General features: G+C 60.9%; 23 protein-coding genes and 1 tRNA gene. 11 read left to right on the top strand and 13 right to left on the bottom strand.

What is annotated here, in order from left to right; all coding sequences use genetic code 11:
* The 3 genes from VGL22_RS05370 to VGL22_RS05360 all read right to left on the bottom strand — a co-directional run.
* The coding region (locus VGL22_RS05370) for an SDR family NAD(P)-dependent oxidoreductase (RefSeq protein ID WP_465265865.1) at positions 1–1,136 on the bottom strand (1,136 nt) is incomplete at its 3' end.
* Positions 1,137–1,221: 85 nt separating this feature from the next.
* Positions 1,222–1,704: an SRPBCC family protein gene (locus VGL22_RS05365; protein ID WP_465265864.1), complete on the bottom strand. Its 483-nt coding sequence runs from the start codon at positions 1,702–1,704 to the stop codon at positions 1,222–1,224.
* 178 nt (positions 1,705–1,882) lie between these two features.
* Positions 1,883–3,331, bottom strand: coding sequence for a CCA tRNA nucleotidyltransferase (locus VGL22_RS05360; protein ID WP_465265863.1), 1,449 nt, complete (start codon positions 3,329–3,331; stop codon positions 1,883–1,885).
* A gap of 59 nt (positions 3,332–3,390) precedes the next feature.
* Between VGL22_RS05360 and tsaD the strand changes: the two genes are divergently transcribed.
* The 7 genes from tsaD to VGL22_RS05325 all read left to right on the top strand — a co-directional run bounded on the left by tsaD (position 3,391) and on the right by VGL22_RS05325 (position 10,206).
* The gene (gene tsaD, locus VGL22_RS05355; protein WP_465265862.1) at positions 3,391–4,632 is read left to right on the top strand and encodes a tRNA (adenosine(37)-N6)-threonylcarbamoyltransferase complex transferase subunit TsaD; all 1,242 of its coding nucleotides are present in this window, start codon (positions 3,391–3,393) and stop codon (positions 4,630–4,632) included.
* Positions 4,633–4,926: 294 nt separating this feature from the next.
* The gene (gene cysS, locus VGL22_RS05350) at positions 4,927–6,432 is read left to right on the top strand and encodes a cysteine--tRNA ligase (RefSeq protein WP_465265861.1); all 1,506 of its coding nucleotides are present in this window, start codon (positions 4,927–4,929) and stop codon (positions 6,430–6,432) included.
* Complete coding sequence (locus tag VGL22_RS05345; protein WP_465265860.1) at positions 6,417–6,656, top strand: hypothetical protein; 240 nt, start codon at positions 6,417–6,419, stop codon at positions 6,654–6,656. Before cysS ends, VGL22_RS05345 begins: the two co-directional genes overlap by 16 nt.
* Positions 6,646–7,191: a DUF4337 domain-containing protein gene (locus tag VGL22_RS05340; protein ID WP_465265859.1), complete on the top strand. Its 546-nt coding sequence runs from the start codon at positions 6,646–6,648 to the stop codon at positions 7,189–7,191. Before VGL22_RS05345 ends, VGL22_RS05340 begins: the two co-directional genes overlap by 11 nt.
* Before the next feature lie 48 nt (positions 7,192–7,239).
* Positions 7,240–7,860, top strand: a complete 621-nt coding sequence (locus tag VGL22_RS05335) for a hypothetical protein (RefSeq protein ID WP_465265858.1) — start codon at positions 7,240–7,242, stop codon at positions 7,858–7,860.
* Between the two features lie 362 nt (positions 7,861–8,222).
* A complete protein-coding gene (locus tag VGL22_RS05330; RefSeq protein WP_465265857.1) occupies positions 8,223–9,617 on the top strand; it encodes an acetyl ornithine aminotransferase family protein in 1,395 nt (464 codons plus the stop codon).
* A gap of 124 nt (positions 9,618–9,741) precedes the next feature.
* Complete coding sequence (locus VGL22_RS05325) at positions 9,742–10,206, top strand: YraN family protein (protein WP_465265856.1); 465 nt, start codon at positions 9,742–9,744, stop codon at positions 10,204–10,206.
* A 146-nt stretch (positions 10,207–10,352) separates the two neighbouring features.
* Here the strand turns inward: VGL22_RS05325 and iscX are convergent, their stop codons facing one another.
* The 8 genes from iscX to VGL22_RS05285 form a co-directional block, all read right to left on the bottom strand.
* Positions 10,353–10,571 carry a Fe-S cluster assembly protein IscX gene (iscX, locus tag VGL22_RS05320; RefSeq protein ID WP_465265855.1) on the bottom strand — a complete coding sequence of 73 codons (219 nt, stop codon included), beginning with the start codon at positions 10,569–10,571 and terminating at the stop codon, positions 10,353–10,355.
* 11 nt (positions 10,572–10,582) lie between these two features.
* Entirely contained in the window at positions 10,583–10,996 is a 414-nt protein-coding gene (locus tag VGL22_RS05315; RefSeq protein WP_465265854.1) for a 2Fe-2S iron-sulfur cluster-binding protein, read from the bottom strand.
* Positions 10,997–11,144: 148 nt separating this feature from the next.
* Positions 11,145–13,085 (bottom strand): Fe-S protein assembly chaperone HscA, encoded by a 1,941-nt coding sequence (hscA, locus tag VGL22_RS05310; protein ID WP_465265853.1) that lies wholly within the window; start codon positions 13,083–13,085, stop codon positions 11,145–11,147.
* Between the two features lie 320 nt (positions 13,086–13,405).
* On the bottom strand, positions 13,406–13,984 hold the full coding sequence (hscB, locus tag VGL22_RS05305; RefSeq protein WP_465265852.1) for a Fe-S protein assembly co-chaperone HscB: 579 nt from the start codon (positions 13,982–13,984) through the stop codon (positions 13,406–13,408).
* A 159-nt stretch (positions 13,985–14,143) separates the two neighbouring features.
* Positions 14,144–14,578, bottom strand: coding sequence for a HesB/IscA family protein (locus tag VGL22_RS05300; RefSeq protein WP_465265851.1), 435 nt, complete (start codon positions 14,576–14,578; stop codon positions 14,144–14,146).
* A 119-nt stretch (positions 14,579–14,697) separates the two neighbouring features.
* The gene (iscU, locus tag VGL22_RS05295; RefSeq protein WP_465265850.1) at positions 14,698–15,120 is read right to left on the bottom strand and encodes a Fe-S cluster assembly scaffold IscU; all 423 of its coding nucleotides are present in this window, start codon (positions 15,118–15,120) and stop codon (positions 14,698–14,700) included.
* A gap of 153 nt (positions 15,121–15,273) precedes the next feature.
* Entirely contained in the window at positions 15,274–16,527 is a 1,254-nt protein-coding gene (locus VGL22_RS05290; protein WP_465265849.1) for an IscS subfamily cysteine desulfurase, read from the bottom strand.
* Positions 16,528–16,605: 78 nt separating this feature from the next.
* A complete protein-coding gene (locus VGL22_RS05285) occupies positions 16,606–17,064 on the bottom strand; it encodes an RrF2 family transcriptional regulator (protein ID WP_465265848.1) in 459 nt (152 codons plus the stop codon).
* Positions 17,065–17,444: 380 nt separating this feature from the next.
* Here VGL22_RS05285 and VGL22_RS05280 point away from each other — a divergent pair, with 380 nt between their 5' ends.
* Positions 17,445–17,609 carry a hypothetical protein gene (locus VGL22_RS05280; protein WP_465265847.1) on the top strand — a complete coding sequence of 55 codons (165 nt, stop codon included), beginning with the start codon at positions 17,445–17,447 and terminating at the stop codon, positions 17,607–17,609.
* A gap of 8 nt (positions 17,610–17,617) precedes the next feature.
* On the opposite strand, the gene VGL22_RS05275 is transcribed toward VGL22_RS05280, so the two are convergent.
* On the bottom strand, positions 17,618–18,184 hold the full coding sequence (locus VGL22_RS05275; protein ID WP_465265846.1) for a CDP-alcohol phosphatidyltransferase family protein: 567 nt from the start codon (positions 18,182–18,184) through the stop codon (positions 17,618–17,620).
* Between the two features lie 330 nt (positions 18,185–18,514).
* Here VGL22_RS05275 and VGL22_RS05270 point away from each other — a divergent pair.
* Positions 18,515–18,591, top strand: a tRNA-Val gene (locus VGL22_RS05270).
* A gap of 62 nt (positions 18,592–18,653) precedes the next feature.
* Here VGL22_RS05270 and VGL22_RS05265 read toward each other — a convergent pair.
* Positions 18,654–19,781 carry a tyrosine-type recombinase/integrase gene (locus VGL22_RS05265; RefSeq protein ID WP_465265845.1) on the bottom strand — a complete coding sequence of 376 codons (1,128 nt, stop codon included), beginning with the start codon at positions 19,779–19,781 and terminating at the stop codon, positions 18,654–18,656.
* A 1,108-nt stretch (positions 19,782–20,889) separates the two neighbouring features.
* On the opposite strand from VGL22_RS05265, the gene VGL22_RS05260 reads away from it, so the two are divergent.
* Together VGL22_RS05260 and VGL22_RS05255 are read left to right on the top strand one after the other, a co-directional pair.
* Positions 20,890–21,522 (top strand): c-type cytochrome, encoded by a 633-nt coding sequence (locus VGL22_RS05260; protein WP_465265844.1) that lies wholly within the window; start codon positions 20,890–20,892, stop codon positions 21,520–21,522.
* 8 nt (positions 21,523–21,530) lie between these two features.
* Complete coding sequence (locus VGL22_RS05255; protein WP_465265843.1) at positions 21,531–22,037, top strand: hypothetical protein; 507 nt, start codon at positions 21,531–21,533, stop codon at positions 22,035–22,037.
* Positions 22,038–22,107: the final 70 nt, after the last annotated feature.

Raw genomic sequence — 22,107 nt, 5'->3', positions numbered from 1 at the left:
GTTTCGTTGTAGCGGCGGGCGGGGCCGGCGCCGAAGACGCGGACGGAGGCTGCTTCGCGCTGGCGGACGTCGGCGCCGCGGCGGGGGCGCTCCGTGCCGGCAGCGGGCAGGATTTTGTTGACCAGGGACATGGCTGCGGCGGTCATGCCGGGAGTGACTTGGGCGAGGCGGCCGGCGAGGGCTGCCTGCGGGGTGATGAACAGCTCGGTTTCGCGGTTGAGGACGCCGCGCACGATGCGGCGGGCGGCATGGCGGGCGCTCGCGGCGAGGCCGGGGGTGGTGGCGCCGATACTGAACCACTGGTACTCGGCCGCGGCATCGCCGGCGAAGAGGGCGTTGAGGTGAGAGCCGGTGCGCATGAGGCCGGGGCAGACGGTGAGCACGTGGATGCCTTTGCCGTGGAGTTCGGCGTGGAGTCCTTCAGAGAAGCCGACGGCGGCGAACTTGCTGGCGGAGTAGGGCAGGAGGTGCGGAACTGCGACTTTGCCGCCGATGGAGGTGATGTTGACCACGGTGCCGGCCCGGTTCTTGAGCATGTGGGGCAGGGCCGCGAGGGTGCAGTGGACGGCCGAGAAGAAGTTGGTGTCCATCACTTTGCGGAAGTCTTCGACGGTCTGGTTCTCGATGGGGCCGACGGTGATGATTCCGGCGTTGTTGACGAGGACGTCGATGCGGCCCCAGGTTTCAAGGGCGCGATGGACCAGGTATTCGGCTTCTTCCTGGCGGGAGAGGTCGGCGGGGACGGCGATCACGTCCGCGGTGGTTAGGGCCGCGCGCTCCAGCAGGAGATGGCGGGCGCGTTCCAGTTCTTCAGCGTCGCGGGCGGTGAGGACGATGCGGGCCCCGAGGCGGGCGAACTCTTCTGCCGTCGCCAGCCCCAGTCCCCGGGAGGAGCCGGTGATGAGCACGATTTTGCCGCGCATCTGGTGGGAGCGGGTCTTCCTGCGGCCGGCAAAGATGGCGGTGGCCGCTGCGGCGCCAAGGATGGCGGCTCCGGCGAAGGCAGCTCCGCCGATGACTGTGCCCTGGGCGAGGAGCCGTGGGGCGCGGGAGAGGAAGCGGGGAATGGCCTGGCGGGGTTCACGGGAGTGAGGACCGTCAGCAGGGTAATCGGGCGTTCTGAAATCGGCGCACATATCAGCCTCAGAGCGATGGGCTCTCGGGATGGTTGTCCATGGTATCGCTTATGGAGGGGGAGCGCCAGCCGGTCAGGGATGGTGTTCAGGGTTCAGGGATGAACTTTCGCCATTCTTCGGTCTCGGCGATGCGCTTGAGCAGGGAGAAGCGGCGGCGCATCAGGCGGCGGATGTCGGGCGCCAGCAGCAGCACGCCCACGAACTGGCCGAGCAAGCCCCAGGGCATGGTGAACCGCACTTGATCCTGCATGCGCACGCGGCCGTCGGGCAGCACGTCGAAGGCGTGGTCGTGTTCGAAGCTGCGGAAGCGGCCGGCGATCATGCGGTCGCGGAAGAACGAATAAGGGCGGAAAGCCTCGATGAGGCTTTGGTGGAATTGCGGCAGGCCGTACTTCCAGCCTTTCCAGAGAACGGTATCGCCGTGCTGCACCAGGCCGGAGGTTCGTCCCTGGCGGGGATGCATGCGCAGCTCGCACTCGACGATTTCCACGCTGGTGGAGAGGAGGAAGCAGCGCTCGAGGGGTGCGCGGACCACAACTTCATCGCGGAGAACGAACAGGTGGGCCATGGATTTGTTTGTATCAGGATGGCGCGGGCGTTTGGCGTGTTGCGGCAACCGAAGACGATGAAGCCTCATGAATGACGATGGGAAGCGCGCAAGCGGTAGGGGGTCGACATGGTCAAACTGACCCACTCCGCAAGGGCAAGGAGCAAAGCGGGCTTTTCGCTGCCCTCAGGATGACAGCTCAGGATGACAGGGTTTTAGAGGCGGGTTCGGGGGCGCCGAAGCGGTTGCGGACGAGTGCCATGGCCTGGCCGGTGGTGGTTACGGAGCCTTCGAGCTGGGCGTCTTCGGCGGCCTGGAGCATTTCTTTGAAGCGGGGGCCGGGGGGATAACCGGCGGCGATGAGCTCACGCCCGGTGACGAGCGGATGGGGGCGCACGGTCTCCTGCGGCATGGAGTGGTACTGCTCCTCGACGTAGTGAAAGATGTCGAGGTTGGCGTGGGCGGCGAGGCAGTCCATTTTGTGAAGGGCGAGGTGGTCCTCAAAGCAGGGGAGGCGGAAGAATCGCTTCAGGGTGGAGGCCTTCATGCGCGGCGCGTCGGCGAAGCGCATGTGGTGCTCGATGAGGGCGAGGATCTGGAGGGTGTCTTCATTGGAGAAGCGGAAGCGGCGGCAGATTTCGGCGCCCATGGCGACACCGACTTCAACGTGGCCGTCGAAGCGGATGCGATCGGGGGCGGCGCGGAAGGTGGGGGGCTTGCCGACATCGTGCAGGAGCGCGCCCCAGGCGAGGGTGCAGGGAGCGCCGGGCCGGAGCTGGTCGAGGAGCATCAGGGTGTGGATGAAGACGTCGCCCTCGGGATGGAACTGCGGGGGCTGCTGGACACCGTGCATGCGGGTGATTTCGGGAAGTACCTGGGCGAGCAAGCCGGTTTCATCGAGGAGCTCGAAGGCCTGGCGCGCGCGGCCTTCTGTGAGCATCTTGGTGAGCTCATCGCGTACCCGCTCGCGGCTGACGGAATGAATGCGGGGAGCGAGGGCGCGGATGGCGTCGTGGGTGGGGGGGTGGAGGGTATAGCCGAAGCGCGCCGCAAAGCGCACGGCACGGAGGAGGCGGAGCTGATCTTCTTCAAAGCGGCGGCGCGGCTCGCCGATGGCGCGGACGATTTCGGCGTCGAGATCCGCCAGGCCGCCGACGTAGTCGAGGAGTCCTGCGCGGACGGCGGACGCTTGCTGTTCAGGCTGCGCGCGGACGAGCAGGGTGGGATCGAGGAGGAGGCCGTTGATGGTGAAGTCGCGCCGCTGCGCGTCTTCTTCGGGGTTCTGCGTGTAGCGGACCGTGTCGGGACGGCGGCCGTCGGAGTAGGCTCCGTCGGAGCGGAAGGTGGCGACCTCGGTGGTGGAGTAGCGGGGGCCGGCATCGCCTGCGTCTTCGAGGGGCGGGATTTCGTCGAGGGCCTCGTCGGCCACCAGGACCACGCCGAAGTGAGCGCCGACGGCGAAGGTGCGGGGGAACATGTCGAGGACGAGGTCAGGCGTGGCGGAGGTGGCTACGTCGTAGTCCGCGGGGTTGCGGCCGAGAAGCAGATCGCGCACGCACCCGCCGACGAGGTAGGCCTGGTGGCCGTCAGCGCGCAGCGCTTCGATGATGCGCAGGGCGGCTTCGAACTGGCGCGAAAGCGTGGGCACAGGTTCTATTGTCACCCTCCACGAGCGGTGGGATGCAAGGGCCGATAAACTGGAAGTTCATGAGTGGTGGACTGATTCTCGGAATTGAGAGCTCGTGCGATGAGACGGCGGCGGCGGTGGTGGAGCGCGGGGCGCGGACGCTGTCGTCGGTGGTGGCGTCGCAGATTGCCATGCATGCGCGCTATGGCGGAGTGGTGCCGGAGCTGGCCAGCCGCGAGCATCTGCGCGCCATTGTGCCGGTGGTGCGGGCGGCGCTGTCGGAGGCCGGCGTGGGGCTGGAGGATCTGGATGCGATTGCGGTGACTTCAGGGCCGGGGCTGGCGGGGGCGCTGCTGGTGGGGATTACGTATGCCAAGGCGCTGGCGTTTGCGCGCGGGCTGCCGGTAATTGCGGTGAACCATCTGGAGGGGCATATTCACGCGGTGTTGCTGGAGGAGCGGCAGAAGGCGGCGGGTGAAGGCTCTGAAATGCAGGTTCTTCGACTCCCTTCGGTCGCTCAGGATGACAAGGTGGAGGGGGAGGAGGCGGCGCTGGCGCTGGTGGTGTCAGGCGGGCATACGCATTTGTACCTGGCGGAGCCGGGGCCCGGGACATGGCGCTATCGTCTGGTGGGGCGCACGCTGGATGACGCGGCGGGCGAGGCGTACGACAAGGTCGCCAAGCTGCTGGGGCTGGGATATCCGGGGGGACCGTGGATCGATGCGATGGCGCGGTTTGGCGATCCCAGAGCGGTGCCATTCGCCTTTGCGCAGATCAAGAACAAGGCGCACCTGCAGGGCAAGGCTCCGCGCACGAAGGCAGCGAGGACGGCTCCGATTGCGGATCTCGACGCGCACTTTTTGTTTTCGTTTTCGGGGATCAAAACGGCGGTGCTGCGGCATGTGGAGTTGAATGGGATGCGGGCGGGTGTGGAAGAGCGGATTGGCAAGGTGCTGGCCGGCGCAGGAACGCCGCGAACGCGCGAAGAGGCGCTGGAACTGGCGCCGCAGGCGGTGCTCGATCTGATTGCCAGCTTTCAGCATGCCGTGGTGGGCGACCTGATGAAGAAGACGTTCGCGGCGGCCGAATCGCTGGATGTGGCGCGGATCCTGGTCACGGGCGGGGTTGCCGCCAATCACGAATTGCGGGAGCGGTTCAGCGCGGAGGCCGCGAGGCGGCGGGTGCGGGTGTCGTTTCCGACGCTGGCGCTTTCTACCGATAATGCCGCCATGATTGCGGCGGCGGCGTGGCCGCGGTTTGCTGCCGGTGAGTTTGCTTCGAGCGATTTGTCCGCGGATCCGTCGCTTGCCCTGGGGCGCTAAGTCCGAACCCGGATCCGCTCTACACGGATCCGGCAAACCCGGACGCACGGAAGATACTGCTGTCGGTATCAGCGAGCAGCCCGGCGGCGGGCTCCGGGACGGCGACCCTTGCACCGGCGAGTGACTTTGGCGGGAACCCCCGCGTCCGGGGTCGGGTTACGATCGGGGCGCGTACCAGCAGCAGTAAGGTTCCGGTGGGGAGGGGAAAGGCGCGCGGATGAGGTGTTCTCGCGCCGGCAAAGGGCGGCCCTTGATACAATCGGAAGGTCAAAAGTTGCGTATTTGCCAACATTTATGAGCCAGCCGCAAGCGTCGCACACCACAATTCTCCGCCTGTTCAATACCCTTTCGGGGCAAATCGACGATCTGGTCCCGGCCGACGGCAACGAGCTGCGGATGTATGCCTGCGGTCCGACGGTTTATGACTACGGCCATATCGGGAACTTCAGAACGTTTCTGCAGGTGGACGTGCTGCGGCGTTTTCTGAAGCTCACAGGCACCCGCCTGCGCCACGTTATGAACATCACCGATGTGGATGACAAGATCATTCGCAACTCGGCTTCCGCCGGTATTCCGATCTCGGAGTACACGCCCAAGTATGTTGACGCGTTCTTTGAGGACCTTGAGTCTTTGCGGGTGGAGCGGCCGGAGATCATTGCGCGCGCTACGGAACACATTCCGAAGATGGTGGATCTGATTCAGCGGCTGGAGGCTGCGGGCGCGGCTTACAAGACCGAGGATGGAAGCTGGTATTTCCGGCTGAGGTCGTTTCCGGAATACGGGAAGCTGAGCAAGAAGGATCTCAGCGGGATGGAAGACGGGGCGCGCGTGGATGTGGACGAGTACGAGAAGGACTCGGCGCGCGACTTTGCATTGTGGAAGGCGACCAAGCCAGGAGAGACGAGCTGGGATTCGGCGATAGGGCGGGGGCGGCCGGGTTGGCACATTGAGTGCTCGGCGATGTCGATGGAGTTTCTGGGCGACAGCTTCGATCTGCATGCCGGCGGCGAAGATTTGACGTTTCCGCATCACGAGAACGAGATTGCGCAGAGCGAAACCGTCAGCCACAAGCCGCTGGCGCGTCATTGGTTTCACGTGCGGTTTTTGCTGGTGGACGGCCGCAAGATGTCGAAGAGCGAAGGAAATTTTTATACGCTTCGCGACCTGCTGCTGAAGGGCTACAAGGCATCGGCGATTCGCCTGGCACTTATCTCCGTGCCTTACCGGCATCAGCTCAACTTCACCTTTGACGGGCTTGTGGAAGCGACCGCCGCGATTGACCGGCTGCGCACGTTCCACCAGCGCGTGACGCAGGCGGCGCTTCAGGCGGGCGAGAATCCTGAGATCCAGCAGATGGCGACCAAGGCCAGCGAAGGGTACTTCGCGGCGCTGGGCAACGATCTGAATACGGCGGAAGCGCGCGCGCCTATTTTCGACCTGGTGCGGGCGTCGAATACGGCCATGGATCAGGGCAAGTTTCTGGCCGGCGATCGCGATGCGGTGCTGCAAGTGCTGCGGGATTTCGACGCCGTGTTCGACGTGCTGGAAGATCGCGATACGGAAGCTACCAGGCGGGCGCTGGCGTGGGCCGAGCAGGCGGGCAGGACAGTGGAAGTTGCGCCGGAGCTGGTTGCGGGGTTTGCGCTGAGCGATGAGGAGATTGAGAAGCTGGTGGCGGAGCGCACCAAGGCCAAGAAGATGCGCAACTTCGGGCGCGCGGATCAGATTCGGAACGAGCTCGCGGAAAAGGGCGTCATTCTGGAGGATTCGAAGGATGGCGTGAGGTGGAAGAGGAAATAGCCAGCGCCGACCAGAATGGCTGCGGAGACGAGAAGCAGATTCCTTTCGGGAATGACAGACAAGAAAAGCAAGAACAAAGACCGGCGAACGTTTCAGGGCAGATCGCCGGATTCCAAAAGGATAGATTCTCTGACGAGAACGATAGAAAGAAAAGCAAAGACGAGGCGCAATCGAGAATAGCCTCAGTGACCTATCAGGAGGTCCTTTCCCCAGATGGAAGCTAACGAAGCGCACGAGTTGCAGGAGCACGCCGAGCATGGCGCGCATGAGCCGACGATGCGGCCGGTTGCATTCACGATGAGCGTGCTGGCGGTGCTGGTGGCGATCGCCACAGTGCTGGGTCATCGAACCCACACCCAGGCGGTGCTTGAGCAGAACAAAGCTACGGATCAATGGAACGAATACCAGGCGAAGAAGATTCGCCAGTACAACACCAGCCTGGTGAACGATCTGATGCAAGTGGTGAGCCTGGCAGAGAAGGACAAGGCTGCAAAGATCGAGAAGTCGTATGCCGATCATCAGGCCAAGTGGAGTGAAGATCTGAAACAAGAGCAGGAGAGAGCCGCTGACTTCGAAAAGGAAGTTGCGCTTGCCGAAAGGCGCGCCGACCGCTTCGATTTCGGCGAGGCACTGCTCGAGATCGGGCTGGTTGTCACGTCTGTGACTCTGCTGACGCGGGCGCGGCTTTACTGGTATTTCGGGATGGCGTTTGGAGCTGCGGGGGTTGTTTCGGCGGTGACGGCGTTGCTGGTGCGCTGAGTCGCGGCGCAGCGCGAGGAACGATGCACGGTGGTAGACTGAGCGGTCATGAAAGCCTTCCTGTGTTTTTGTCTTCTGCTGCCGGCGGGGCTGGCGGCGCAGTCTCCCGCGTTCACGCGCGCTTCCGCGGATCTTGGCTTCAGCTTCACGGTTCCGGCCGATTGGGATCTCCTGGATACCAGCGCGGTGGCCAAAGAGCAGGCGCGCCAGAGCGCTGCGACGGAGGAAGACAAGAAGGGCCTGGCCTGCGTTGAGATTGGAGTCGCCGCGCGGCATGGCAATCCGCCTTCGGTGTTGACGGAAGCGGCTCTTCCATTCGCCTGTTACGGGCAGCAGATGACGGAAGCGGAGTTGCCGGGGTTCGCTGCCAGCGCCTCCGCGGGCCTGCAGCAGAACTTCGATCTCGGCGAGCCGATGTATGGCGTGTACCAACTCGGTACGCATCGGTTCTGGATTGAGCGGGTGGAAGGCACGGTGAAGGGTCAGGGTGCTCTGGGATACACGATTGAGATTGCCTGCAGCGTGACCAAGAAGGCAGCCGTGTGCTGGATGACGATGGCAGCGAACAACAGCTCGCTGGCGGCTTTCGAGCAGATGCCTGTGTCCCTGGAGGGCGACCCGCCCGCGGCTCTTGTGCCTGCGAATGCGTTTGAGAAGAAGCCTTCCTGAGGCTGCGTTCCCGCAACCTGCCCAGGTTGAATCGTGCTATTCTGCGGGAAAGCGGGATACACAATGCATAAACACGCGATGAGTGGAGCCAATGTGCCGGCGAAGCGCCGCTGGTCAGGCTTGCGTGCGCGCTGCATCTGCCCGCGGCGGCATCTGCGCGTGCTTCCCACCCGCACACGACCTAGTCTCTTCGGCGGCGACTAAGGTTTCACGGCCGCCGGAGATCCTCGCCTGCATTGCGGGTTCGCCTGAACCCGGAACGTTGAAAGACCCCACATTTTACGGGGTTCGTCGCTGCCCACCGGGCAGGTGGCCTCGCCTCATGCAACGGCGTGGCTGCACAACCGATCGAGGAGAATGACATGACCAAGCAGGACATGCACGCAAAATACGGGCCGAAGCTGGTAACGGAGCTTCCGGGGCCCAAGGCGAAAGCCGCTGTTGAAGCCGACGATCGGCTGATTTCTCCCAGCTACACGAGGTCGTATCCGCTGGTTGCGAAGAGCGGGAAGGGTGTCCGCATCACGGATGTGGACGGAAATGAGTTTCTTGATTTCGCCGCCGGGATTGCCGTGACCTCGACGGGCCATTGCCATCCGGAAGTGGTGGCTGCGATTCAGAAGCAGGCCGCGGAGCTGATCCACATTTCCGGTACGGATTTTTATAACGAACCGCTCACCGATCTGGCGGAGCGGCTGTCGGCGGTGGCGCCCATGCGGGGACCGCATCGTTTCTTCTATGGCAACTCAGGAGCCGAGGCGGTGGAGTGCGCGATGAAGCTGGCGCGTTATCACACCGGGCGGCAGCACATTATCGCGTTCTTCGGCGCGTTCCACGGCCGGACCATGGGTGCGTTGTCTCTGACGGCTTCAAAACCGCAACAGAAGCGCCGGTTTGCCCCGTTGGTGCCCGGGGTGACGCACGTGCGCTATCCGTATGCCTATCGGGGGTGTACGGGAGGTCCGCAGGAAGAGGAAGCGTTCAGCCTGGGCTGCGCGCGTTATATCGAAGAGAAGCTGTTCAAGACAATTCTTCCGCCGGAGGAAGTGGCTGCAATTTTCGTCGAGCCTATCCAGGGCGAGGGCGGTTACGTGGTTGCTCCTACGAACTTCATGCAGGAGCTGCGCGACATATGCGACCGCCACGGAATTTTGCTGGTGGCGGACGAAGTGCAGAGTGGAGCGGGGCGCACGGGCAAGTGGTGGGCGGTTCAGCACTCCGGTGTGGAGCCGGACATTGTCTGCATGGCCAAGGGGATTGCCAGCGGGATGCCGCTGGGCGTGTGCATGAGCCGTGCGGAGGTCATGGACTGGGTGCCGGGCTCGCACGCTTCGACGTTCGGAGGCAATCCGGTGTCGATTGCAGCGGCACTGGCCACCATGAATGTGCTGGAACGCGAGGGAGTGGCCAACGCAGGCCGCGTGGGCGGGCTGATGCTGGAGCGGCTGCAGGGCTGGAAGGAGACGCATCCGCTGGTGGGCGACGTGCGCGGACGCGGCATGATGATCGGCATCGAACTGGTGAAGGACAAGCAGACCCGAGAGCCGGCAAGCGCGCTGCGCAATCGCGTGGAAACGCTGGCGTTTGAACGCGGCCTGATGATTCTTGGCTGCGGCGAGACGTCGATCCGGCTGTGCCCGCCGCTCATCGCGAGCGAAGAGGAAGCTATGGTCGCTCTCGACATCCTCGAAGAAGCACTTACGCAAGTGGAGAACGAACACGCGCGCGCAGCGGAGATGGAGATGGCGGGCGCGTAGGCTGCTGGTTAGCGAGTTGGCGCGAACTCTGTCGCAGATTTGAGGGGCCGGGGCTGGATGCTCTGGCCCTCTTCTTTTTGCGCGCGTTTGCGTGTTTCGGTGAGGCGCGCGACAATGGTCAGCCATGGGGACAAGGCAGATCACCACAGCGCTTCTGGAGCGCAGCATCGCGGCGCTGGACTGGATGGTGAAGCGCCGCGGTGAATCGAGGCTGCCGGAACATCTTGTCACCGGAATGAGCGGCGAGGATGCCGCGTTCTTCGAACTGCGGAGGAAGGGCTATATCGTTGTTGCGCGGCGCTGGTCGGCGGGAAATCTGCCGGGGGATTTGGATTTGATTGCCTGGCACGGCGAGTTGCTGTGTTTCGTCGAAGTGAAGACGCGCACGGCGCGCGACATGACGCCGGCAGAGTCGGCGGTGGATCGGCACAAGCAACACGTGTTGCGCCGGCTGGGGCGCGCCTATTTGCGGCGGTCACCGCAGGCTGAAGCGCCGGCCACGCGCTTCGATGTGATGAGTGTGTACCTGGTTCCGGGAGAAGAACGCGCGATTGTGCACTTTGAGAATGCGTTCGGGTGGAGCAGCTAGAGCGCAGCGGAGTTGCTGATTTTCCGCACCGTACTCAGGACAATGCGGACCAGCAGATTGCTTCGCGGAATGACAGAAAAAGCGAAGGCAGAAGCGAGATGAATCGCCTCCCATTATCCCGCAAGTGAGCTCGTACGGATCGCGGCTCAGCCCTTGGCGTCTTCGAACTCTTCGTGCCAGGCCATCTGAATGGCTTCGAGTCGCCCTTCGTTGGATTTGGCGGGGTCGTCGGCGAAGCCTTCGAGTTCGATGACGTGCCGGTGCAGGTCAGTGAAACGGACGGTGAGCGGGTCGAGCTCGGGGTACTTTTCCTGAAGCTGAATGCCGATCTCTTCGGAGTCGGTCCAATGAATTTCGCGGGGCATTCGGTTTTCCTTTATTTGTTTTCGGCCATGGAGAGCGGCTTGCCTTCGGAGGTGTAGTTGCGATTCCACTTGGGGATCTCGACGACATAGTTGCCGGGTTTGGTGATGACCGCCTGGCAGCCGAGGCGCGAGTTGAGTTGCTGGTCGGCGGCCATGTCCATGCGGTCGAGTTCATCGTCATCGGCGGGGCTGATGCCGTCCTGGTCCTTGATCCAGAGGTGGCAGGTGGTGCAGGCGCAGACGCCGCCGCAGGCGTGGTCGAGAAAGATGTCGAAGTTCTCGGCGACGTCGAGGAAGGACATCGGCTTGCCGTGATGGTCATAGGGCAGGGTGCCGAATTCGAACTCGACTGTTTTGCCTTCAGGCATGAAGGTGACGCGGACCAGCTTCTCCGGGGGGATGTTTGTTGTGTTTGCTGTACTCATAAACTTGCCCTTCTGAATGGACCTCAGGGGCTAAAGCCCCCTCTCCATTTTCGGCTCATTCGGCACGACTGAAGCCGTGCCCTTTCAAAACAGTCTGAATCGGGTTGTGGTGTCGGGCTAAAGCTCCGATCCGCCAGCCCCCACCAATCTACTTGAATTCGGCCGGCGCCATGGGATGCGGGGCGGTCACGTTGTCGTTGAGATCTTCCCCGGCGGCTTCCATGGTTTTGCCGCGGATCGCGGTGCTGACCGCGGAATCCATCATAAGTTCAGCAAAGTGCCGCGTGGTCTGATCCAGCGCCAAGGTGGCTTCGCGGATGGCGGTCATGTCGTCGCCCAGCTTCACAGAGGACAGCCGGTCGCGCGCGGCCTGGATGTTGGCCTGTTCCTCACCGGTCAACTGCTTCCAGACAGGGTGCTGCGGAGCGCGCTCCACGGCGGCGAGAATCGTTTCTGCTTCGTTGCGGGCCTCGATCAGCAGGCGTTTGGCAAAGTCTTCTTCGGCGTGATCGAAGGAATCGAGGATCATGCCCTCGACCTGCTCGTCTGTGAGGCCGTAGGTGGGCTTCACTTCAATCTGGGCTTCTTTGCCGCTGCGCTGTTCGCGCGCGGAGACGTGCAGAATGCCGTCAGCGTCGATGAGGAACTTGACCTCGATGCGGGGCAGGCCGGCGCTCATGGGGGGAATGCCCTTGAGGTCGAAGCGGGCGAGGGAGCGGCAGTCCGATGCGAGTTCGCGCTCGCCCTGCACCACGTGAATGGCCACGTTGGTCTGGCCGTCGACGCCGGTGGTGAAGTGCTCTGTTGCGGAAGCAGGGATGGTCGAGTTGCGTTGAATGATTTTGGCGACGGTACCGCCGAGGGCCTCGATGCCGAGGGACAGGGGCGTCACGTCGAGAAGCAGGAGCTCTTCGGTGGCCTTGGAGGCGCCGGCAAGGATGTCAGCCTGCACGGCAGCGCCGAGAGCAACCACTTCGTCGGGGTTGAGCTCGGTATGGGCTTGTTTGCCACGTGCGCTGAGCTGGAAGAGATTGTCGACGAGCGCGCGGATCGCGGGGATCCGCGTGGATCCACCAACCAGGACGACCTCGTCTATTTGCTCCGGCTTGAGGTTGGCGTCGAGCAGCGCCTGTTTGCAGGGTCCTGCGGTGCGATGGAGGATGGGCTCGATCAACTGCTCGAAGACTTCGCGGGGAATTTCGCGCTGGTAGCGATCGCCGTTGGGCAGCTCGATATCGAACTGCGCCGCGGGCTCGCTGGAGAGGCGGATCTTGGCGTCAATGGCAGCTTTGCGGATGGCCTGCACCGCGCCGGGTTGGGAGCGGAGATCGACGCCGTTCTCGGCGTGAACCTCATCGAGGGCGATGCCCACCAGCATGTTATCGATGTCGTCGCCGCCGAGGTGCGTGTCGCCGTTGGTCGATTGCACTTCGAAGATGCCATCGCGCAGCTTGAGGATGGAGATGTCGAAGGTGCCGCCGCCGAGATCGTAGACGGCAATGGTTCCTTCCTTGCGGCGATCGAGGCCGTAGGCGAGCGCCGCGGCGGTGGGCTCGTTGACCAGGCGGAGCACTTCAAGCCCGGCCATGCGGCCGGCATCCTTGGTGGCCTGGCGCTGGGCATCGTTGAAGTAGGCGGGCACGGTGATCACCGCCTGCGAAACGGGGGCGCCGAAGAAGCGTTCTGCGTTGCGCTTGAGCTGACGCAGCACGTAAGCAGAGATTTCAGGCGGCGTGAATTTTAGTTCGCCAAGCTGGATGCGAGGTACCTCGCCTTCTTCGACGTCGTCGGCCAGGCGAAACGGGAAGAGGTTGAGTTCTTTCTCGATTTCGCTCAGGCCGCGGCCCATGAGGCGTTTGACGGAGTAGATGACGCGCTCGGGCGTTTCGATCAGCACCTTGCGGGCACTGTTGCCGACGGTGACGGTGGGACGTCCGCCGTCCTTGGGCATGGGGTCCAATGCAACCACAGACGGCACGAGGTTGGAGCCGTCCACGCCGGGAATGACCACCGGCTTTTCACCTTCCATGTAGGCGACCAGGGAATTAGTGGTTCCGAGGTCAATGCCGACTACGCGTCCTTCAGCCATGCCGATTTTCAAATCCCTCAGGGGCTAAAGCCCAGAATTTATGTTGCGGTGTTGTGCAGCACGACTTAACAGCTTGCGGGAAGAAGGCAATTCAAGGCAATGTAGGCCGACGATCTTTGGCGGGGGGTAAAGCCCAACGCCCAAAAATGAGCAGCTTATCGGCCCGACTGAAATCCTGCCCTTATTAGAAGGCTCCTTCTTCCGGATTTTTCAGCAAAATGCGAAATCGTGTCCTTTCGAAACAAACCAAAACTCAATGTCTTCCCGAATGAATCGCGCACCGAATCGAAAGTGCTGTTACAGCTCGCGCAGGCTGATCGTCAGGCCCCGAGGGTCTCGTTGACTTCGCGGACCAGGTTGCTGAGGTAGCGCCTGCGGTCGAGCAGCGCCACCATGTTATTTTGTGCGGTATGGCGGGCGGATGGGTCACCAACGTCCCAGGCGTTCCACTCGCCGCGCAGGTCGTTGTCGACGGCATGGAGCAGGCCTTCGAATTTCGACTTTGCCTCGGTGAGGCTCTGCTTGAGCGAGGGGTCTTCGTCGCCTGAAGCCTTTGCGGCGCGCATTTCCTCAAGCTGCATGTTCAAGTCAAAGACCTCTTCGAGCAGATCGGCCGGGGCACGGGAGGCGCCCATCTCATTGGGCCGCCGGTTCTTGCCGGCATGTTCTTCACCGATTTCTGCGCCGTGCAGCTTGAGCAGGTACTCGGTGCGGCGGATGGGATCCTTCAGGGTGCGATAGGCGTCATTGAGCAGGGCCGTATCGGCGAGGCTCCATTCCTTCTCGTTCTCTGTGGCGCGCGCAAAGCGGTCGGGATGCAGACGGCGGCTGAGCCTGTGGAACTCCTGTTCGAGCTTTTCCAGGTCGATGTTGAGGCGTGGCTCAAGGCTGAACGCCACGAAGTAATTTCCCTCCTGCGGCGGCTGGATCTTGCTGCAGTGAGGGCAAAAGAGTGTGAGTTCGTTATGCGCGACGGAACAGGACCAGCACTCAACGGGGACCGCAGATTCGATGACCTTCAACATGTCAGAGCCTTACTTGCAACGTGCACAGGATTGCTACGAGAAGGACGACCCGCAGCCGCAGGAACGCGAGGAGTTTGGGTTGATGAAGTTGAACCCTTGCCGCATCAGCGTCTCTTCATAGTCGAGCGTCATGCCGTGCAGATAAAGAAACGATTTGGGATCGACGAAGATGCGTACGTCGTCGAATTCGTAGACGCGGTCGCGCTCGCGGGGACGGGCGTCGAACTTGATGGAATAAGAAAGCCCTGAGCAGCCGCCGCCCAGCACGCCGAGGCGCAGGCCGCCTTCTTCGGGCGATATACCTTCCTTGGCCATGGCTGCGCGAATCTTCTTTACCGCGCGGTCGGTGACCGCGATGCCGCTACCTGCGGCGGGGCCAACTCCGCCTGCGGCGGGCGTGCGGCCGGACTGCGGCTTAGCGGACGTGCCTTCGGCCGGCTTGCTTTCGATGCTTACGAAGTTCGACATTTTTCAGCCTTTGCAGGGGCTAAAGCCCCTCACAATTTTTGAGAGGCTATGGGCCCGAATCAAGTCGGGCCCTGTTACGAAGCCCCTTCAGGTCACCGAGCGTTGAGGCGTTGTTAGCTTCAATGCGCGGCGGTGGCGGTTGCCTGCTCGGTTTCGGCTACGCCGTTCTTCTTCTTCCAATCGCCGATTGCGGCGCGGATGGCGTCTTCGGCGAGCACGGAGCAATGAATCTTGACGGGAGGAAGCGAAAGCTCCTTCACGATGTCAGTGTTTTTGATCGCCAGAGCGTCTTCCACGGTGCGGCCCTTGATCCACTCAGTGGCGAGCGATGAGCTTGCGATGGCCGAGCCGCAGCCGAAGGTTTTGAATTTGGCTTCCTCGATAACCTGCGTTTCGGGGTTCACCTTGATCTGGAGGCGCATGACGTCGCCGCATTCGGGTGCGCCAACCAGGCCGGTACCGACTTCCTGCGAACCCTTATCGAGGGTACCCACGTTGCGCGGATTGTTGTAGTGATCAACTACCTTGTCGCTGTATGCCATTTGGTCCCAATCTCCTTCTGCGGGGAAGCCGCAAAAACTCCGTGATCCGTTGTCCGTGTTCAGCGATCAGTCTTCCGCCGGTGATTGGATGCGCCGTGCCGCTTGATGGGCGCATTTCCTGACCACCGATCCCAGTTCACTGATCACTCGTCTTTAGTGTGCCTGCCACTCGATCTTGGTCAGATCAATGCCTTCTTTCACCATTTCGTAGAGGGGCGAGAGTTCGCGCAGCTTCTGTACGATGTCGATGACCTTGCTGGCCACGTAGTCGACCTCAGCTTCTGTGTTGAACCTGCCCAGGCCGAAGCGGATGGAACTGTGCGCCACGTCGTCGCCAAGCCCAAGAGCCTTGAGCACATAGCTGGGTTCCAGAGTTGCCGAGGTGCAGGCGGAACCGCTCGAAACGGCCACGTCATTGATGCCCATCAGCAGCGACTCGCCTTCGACGTAGACAAAGCTCATGTTGAGATTGCCGGGCAGGCGATGCTCCATGGACCCATTCACGTGAATGTAGTCAAGGGCGGACTCGAACTTGTCTTTCAGGCGATCGCGAAGATTTCGCAGGTAGGCCGCCTCGTTCTCCATCTCGGAGTAAGCGATTTCGCAGGCCTTGCCGAGGCCGACGATGCCGGGTACGTTGAGCGTTCCGGAGCGCATGCCGCGCTCGTGGCCGCCGCCGTCGATCTGGGCGGCAATCTGGACGCGCGGATTGCGCCGGCGTACGTAGAGTGCGCCCACACCCTTGGGCCCGTAGATCTTGTGGCCGGAGAGGGAGGCAACGTCGACGTTGTCCTGGATAACGTTGAACGGCACCTTTCCGACGATCTGCACCGCATCGGTGTGGAAGATGATGCCTTTCTCGTGGCAGATCTTGCCGATTTCGCGGATGGGCTGCAGCACGCCGATTTCGTTGTTAGCCGCCATGATGGTGACGAGAATGGTTTTGTCGTCGATGGCGCGCTTGAGGTCTTCGAGATCGATGAGGCCATCCGCCTTCACGGGCAAGTAAGTGACGCGGTAGCCGTACTTCTCAAGACGCTTGCAGGTGTCGAGGACCGCCTTGTGCTCGGTGACCTGGGTGATGATGTGGTTGCCGCGCTCGCGGTACATTTCCGCGATGCCCTTGATGGCCAGGTTGTTCGACTCGGTAGCGCCGGAGGTGAAGATGATCTCCTTGGCGGTGGCGCCGATCAGTTTGGCAATCTGCTCGCGGGCGGTCTCAACGGCCTGCTCGGCTTCCCACCCAAATTGATGGTTGCGGCTGGCGGCATTGCCGAACTTGGTCGTGAAAAAGGGCATCATCGCTTCGAGCACCCGGGGGTCGAGGGGGCTGGTGGCGTGATTGTCCATATAGATGGGGAGCGTGACTCCCGCCGGCACTTCCACTTGGCTAACGACTGTACTCATCGGGTATTCCGTCCTTCATTGCTGCTTGCCGTCCGCGCTTCGCGACGGGGGAAAATTGCTGGTTGAACTTCCTGCAAACTACATTGTGAGCGTGACCAGCGCCTGAGCCGGCGGAGCGGCGTGAGCGTTTGGTTCACGCTCGGCGAGGTCATAAATACTGATACTTTTCAGCACGCCCACGATGGTTTCATTCACTCGCGCGAGCGGCTCTTTGATGGTGCAATTCGTGGTTAGCTCGCAGCCCTTGGCACCCTTGGTGCACGAGGTGATAAACAGCGGGCCGTCAATTGCGTGGATCACTTCGAAAGCTGAAATCTGGCGGGCGTCGCGGGACAGGGCGTAGCCGCCATTCATGCCGGCGTGCGAGCGCAACAGTCCGGTTTTGGTGAGCCGCTGGAGGATCTTGGCCAGCAACTGCGCCGGAATGCCGTAGGCATCGGCGATGTCCTTTGCGCTCTGCGCGGGACACTCGGGGTGTTCGGCCAGGTACTTCAAGGCCATCAACCCGTAGTCCGCTTTTTTGGTCAGCTTCAGCATGAAATATCCGACTGGAATAGTCCGTATTTAGTATACGACCGTTCCGGTCGGCGATTCAACCCGGGCGCTCTTTGATGCGGCAGGCAGCGGGGAGCATAATTTCACCAAAAACTGATTTTCAATTCCCGGAGAGCTGGATACAATCTGGCCCAAAGAGCAGGTCTTTTTTCATCGAGTCGCGCTCGACCGGGTTTGATTTGTCGGTCCAGTTCATCGGTTTTTGGCTGGAACCGGGGCCCATATAGTTCGTATTGAACTTCTATGAGAGCGCGCGTGCCATCGCGCGAACCGGAGTTACTGGCGGTTGGGTAACCGGCGGGCTAGCCGATGGCAGAATCCAAGATCTGAAGAAGCGGTGAATTTGAGTCGAATCTGACACTATGGCGACGGTCTGCAAACACCCACGAGTGCGCATTGTCTCCCGGCACGACGATATTGAGTTCGTTGAATGCCTGGAGTGCGGCGAAGTCTTTGATTCTGAAGAATTTCGGGATATGGAAATTGAGGAGACGGTGCAAGCCGAGCAGGCGGATAGCGACTCCTGAATCAGCAGCTATTTCATGGGACCGCCGGCTGCGGGGCTGTTTGCCCCGTGGGAACCGGTGCGCCTGCTGACCAGCCACGCATAGTGCAGACCGGACGCGATGGTCAGCGCCATGGTGGCGTCGAGTGCGAGCAGGCGCAGACCAGCCACCCAGCGGTCGCTATCAAATTGATAGAGAAGGACTGCGGCAACGGCGGCGACCTGCGCCAGGGTGTTCCCTTTGCCATAGATGCTGGGCTTGAACTCACGCCGGCCGACGGCTGTATACAGGATGGCGGCGACCACCAAAATTCCCAGATCTCTGCCAAATACCAGGACGGTCACGCGGACGGGGATCAGATTCATGTGCGTGAGCACGAGGAAAAGCGTACTCAAGAGGATTTTGTCCGCCACCGGGTCGAGATACTGCCCGAGAGCGGTTCGCTGTTCGAGCACCCGGGCAAGAGCGCCGTCGAGGGCGTCACTGACCCCCGCCACGACAAACAGCACAAATCCCAGTCGGAATCTTCCTTCGAGTACGGCGGATACGAGGAAAGGAGCGAGACAGATGCGCGCAATCGTAAGCAGATTCGGCATCGTGCGAAGCGGGTTCCGGGGTGCGGTAGGTTCGTTCATTGCCGTTTTCTTTGAATGCCGGACCGCGTCGGCCTGGCATCTCATTGGGGGTTGCACGCAAGGTATGGGTGCGCGGGCGGTCTTCGATCACCCATGGTGAGAGCCAAAGAGATGGTATAGCACGGACCTGCCGACCCTTTGCGACTTCCAGCAGCGCCTCGATGCTGCTAGACTAAGGCTGATGCTGTCCAAGGGGCCGAACGCGGTTGGATGCGTTCTAAGGCAGGCAGGGTTCGATTCGGGTTTGGTTCAGGCACCGGATCGGAACTCCCACTGTTCCAGTCCCATCATAGGCGCGTAGCTCAGTTGGTTAGAGCGCTTCCTTGACACGGAAGAGGTCAGGAGTTCGAATCTCCTCGTGCCTACCATCATTCTTCAGTAACTTACGACTTCCGCATCCATCCCATTTCACCGAAGGTTTCACCCAAAGCTATTGGACTGCCTGGGGCACCGTTTTGAAAATTGCGTCGAGCATCAGATTCTGCGCGGCCAGAAGCTCGTCTTTGTCGGGTTGAGTGTACTTGTCCAGAGTGAACCTAGCATCGCTCTGACGCAGCGCGGTCTGCGCCGTCTTTGGGTCGACCTTCTTCTTCGTCGTAAGGAAGCTGGACAAGCTATGGCGGAACTGGTGGAAGCCGAAGCGCTTCACCCGTTTGCCCTTCTTGTCGAAGTAGATGGGTACTTCCACCTCGGCCTTAACCTTCTTTCCTTTCTTCTTTATCGTTCTCATTACCTTGATGTTGGTGGTTGTAAGAACGCCAGCCTTGACGGCCACCGGGTACAGGTAGCTGCGAACCAGCATGTTCCCAACCCGTGGCGTCTTTCCCTTAGTGCGGCTACTGGCGAAGATCCAATCGGTGTCTTTGCCGTACATCGTCTCCTTGCGCCACGCCAGCAAGTAGGCAGCGAGCACGTCGGACATCGCAACCGCGGCCTTGGATGCTGGCGTCTTGGGTTTATGTACGTTACCTCGAATCCACCGACGTTCGATGTAGATGCATTTATCTTCCCAATCCACATCTTTCCACAGGAGTCCCGCTATCTCGCTGTAGCGAATTCCGGTTGCTGCGTCCAAAACAACCATCGTTTGCTGTAATAACGGGAGGGCATTGAGCATTACGAACGTCTGGTTCGGAAGGAGGATGATTGGCATGTAACCTAAACTCGAAGCCGTGACATTGACCTTCAACATCGGATTAAACGACTCGGGTATGAGGTCATGTTTCTGTGCAGGGAGGAGTATGTCGCTCATGACACGGCGCCATTTGGTCAGGGAATCCCATTCCTGACCTTTTTCCCCGAGCGTGTCGACTGAGACGCTGTTCAGCCATTCTTCAATCGCCAAAGTCTTCATGTCGCTAACGAGCACTTCGTCCCAGCGGGGGAGCAGATGCTTATTGATAATCAGGCCCTCCGTGTACCTGGTGGTGGAGGCTTTTGGCTTTATGGCATTATCTGAGAGGTTGATCCGGATATAGTCCCTCGCGATGAATCCGAATGTAACCTTGGTGAGTGGAAGGCTGGTCCGGTTGATTCGTTCAATGAGCCCCAGCCTCACGGCTTCGGCTCGAGCCCTTTTCTCCGTTGGAAAGTCAGAAACTGCGCCAACGAGTAACGGGGTTCGCTCTGACCATTTGCCATCGGGGTCCCGATGTGCGAAATACCGCAGCTTCCAAACCAGGCCTTGCTTCGTGTTGATTTTTTCAAACTGCCTTCTTGATACCTCGTGTCTGCCATTCTTTCTCCAACATCGGCAACCACGGGATACCGCCTAAGCGGACCCAGTATACCGCCCCACCTCTCGAAACTCGCCGGACTACATCCGTCGCTTTGTGCCGGAGTTGTCACGCATCCAAGCTGAAAGTTCCGACAGCAGAAAGCGCCACTCCTTCCTCTCGGCAGTCGGATCGACCGGGTGCGCTGGGATTGTCCCTTCTTCAATTTGACTCGGGGAGCATACAGATTCCTCGAAGGCGGTCCCGCGTTTGTCTCGACTCCAAAGGGCGACCAAATCTGGAGCGATTTGACAGAGGGCAGTTCGAGAAGGCAACGGACGCACCACGGCAACTCGCGGTGCGAGTTTATCGCTCAGGTCTTGAAGAGTCTTACTGAGACTGGACCTCGGCAAGAATGGTCCCATCAAGAAGACGAAAACGAAATGTTCCATTTGTTCTCGATGCATTGACTAAACTCCAACTCATGTCACCTGCTTTTCAATAACGCCGGATGGGGCTCGCTTTTGCCGGCTGCGGGTCGCCGGCAAAGTCAAGGCCCGGCAGAACTGGAAGGGCCAGTGCGGACTGTCAGACCGGAAAGACTCACAAACTTCTGATGCTTTCAGTGCATAAGACGATTCTGTGGGTGACACGATGACCAAGGTAAGCGGGCTTTGTCCAGATTGATCCGCGGCACTTGATCGCACTAGCCCGCGTCGATGGCGATTGACTCCGGTGTCGGCCCATCGACACTACTCTCACGTCATCGTGATCACGATGCAGATGTGTTTGAGGTTCTCTCACAGCTAAAGTGGCACATCAGATGCTAGGAGAACAGGAATGAGAACGAGGCCATCGAGAAAAGCTTGCGGTGGTGCGTCACTTTGAACATCCTCGGGATCCGATCGTGGTTTCGATATGCAGGGGGAACCACGAGGAGGAAGGTTGATTGTGCCAAACAAGAACGGGTTCTTCCGAGCGCTGATCCTTGGCATTGCACTAACGAGTGCGGGAATTGTGACACTTCGCCCGCAAACGCTCCATTACTCCGAGCATCCGGACGCGAAAGCCGGCGAGGCGATCTACAAGACGGGGTGCATTGCGTGCCATGGGAGCGAGGGCAAGGGCGCTCCTCAATCGATGACTGTCTTCAGGAGGCCCGATACGTTTCCGGACTTCACGGATTGCGCCGGTACGACGCCCGAGCCAAACGGCAACTGGAAGGCTGCGATTGTGCATGGCGGGCCGTCGCGCGGCCTGTCGCAGATCATGCCTGCATTCGGGGACCTGCTGACGGACAAGCAGATCAACGATGTGATGGCCTACATGCGGGGGTTCTGCAAGAATGTGCACCACGATCCGCTGGGGGAGTTGAATCTGCCGCGTGCTTTAGTTACAGAGAAGGCATTTCCCGAGAATGAAATTGTGGTATCGACTGCGGCGAGTGCCTCGGGAGCGCCGACATGGACAACGGATGTGATCGACGAGCGGACGATCATCGATGCCCGGACGCAACTGGAGACCGATATTCCAGTGAGCTATGCAGACCAGAATCACAACTGGACGGAGGGGCTGGGAGAATAACGCTGGGAGTGAAGCGGGAGATATTTTCCAGCCTTCGGACGGGCTCCATCCTGAGTGTGCAAGGTGGATTTCTGCTGCCTACTGGGGATAGCAAGCGGGGGTTTGGCGCTGGAACGGCACAGTTTGAACCATTTGCCGCGTTCGACCAGTTGTTCCGGGAGAACACGTTCCTGCAATTCGAGGCCGGCGCGGACCTTCCGTTTGACACGAGTGTGGCGCCGCGCAGTATGTTCTGGCGATCTACGGTGGGACAGGCTGTAGCTCCGGACCACATGCTGGGGCGACTGTTTTCGCCGATGGTAGAAGTGCTCGCTACCCGGGATTTCAAGCCGAATGCGAGCACAGATTGGGATGTGCTGCCGGAGATGCAGATCACGATTAGCCGTCGACAACACGTTCGCACGGGTTTTGGAGTACGCGAGCCGTTCACCAACACGGCTTCTCGAACACCTCAGGTGTTGTTCTATCTGCTTTGGGACCGCGCGGACGGGAAGCTCTGGGGAGGTTGGCGATGAGACTCCCTTGGGGCGGTCCTATTGTGCTGTGCCTCGCGCTGGCTGGGTTTCTGCCATTGGTGCGAGGCCA

Origin of the sequence: Occallatibacter sp. (assembly GCF_036502485.1) — a bacterium.
GTDB lineage: Bacteria > Acidobacteriota > Terriglobia > Terriglobales > Acidobacteriaceae > Telmatobacter.
Note: the sequence above shows the minus strand (reverse complement) of the source record. Positions and strands in the feature narration are given on the sequence as shown.